At 53.0% G+C, this 279-nt stretch carries 1 pseudogene; it reads right to left on the reverse strand.

The window, feature by feature from the left end:
* Nucleotides 1-279, reverse strand: a pseudogene (locus KDM89_RS22130) (diaminopimelate decarboxylase); the annotation flags it as partial.

Genomic DNA, 279 nt, shown 5'->3' on the forward strand with positions numbered 1-279 from the left:
TGATGATAGCTGCCATACATGGCCGGACGCGCCAAATCGTTGAAACCGGCATCCACCAGTGCAAAGAAATTATTGCCTACCTGTTTTTGTGCGCGTAATTCCGCGATCAGTAAGCCAGATTGCGCGACCAGGAAGCGGCCAGGTTCAATTTCCATGCTGATGCGATGACCCAGATGGGCCTCTATCTGTAATCTGGCCTGATTCCAAAGCTGGAAATAGTGATCGGTGTCGACGATGGCTTCCCCGGCGCGATACGGGATCGACAATCCTCCACCTACC

It is taken from the genome of Cognatundibacterium luofuense (assembly GCF_018139685.1).
Classification (GTDB): domain Bacteria; phylum Pseudomonadota; class Gammaproteobacteria; order Burkholderiales; family Burkholderiaceae_D; genus Undibacterium; species Undibacterium luofuense.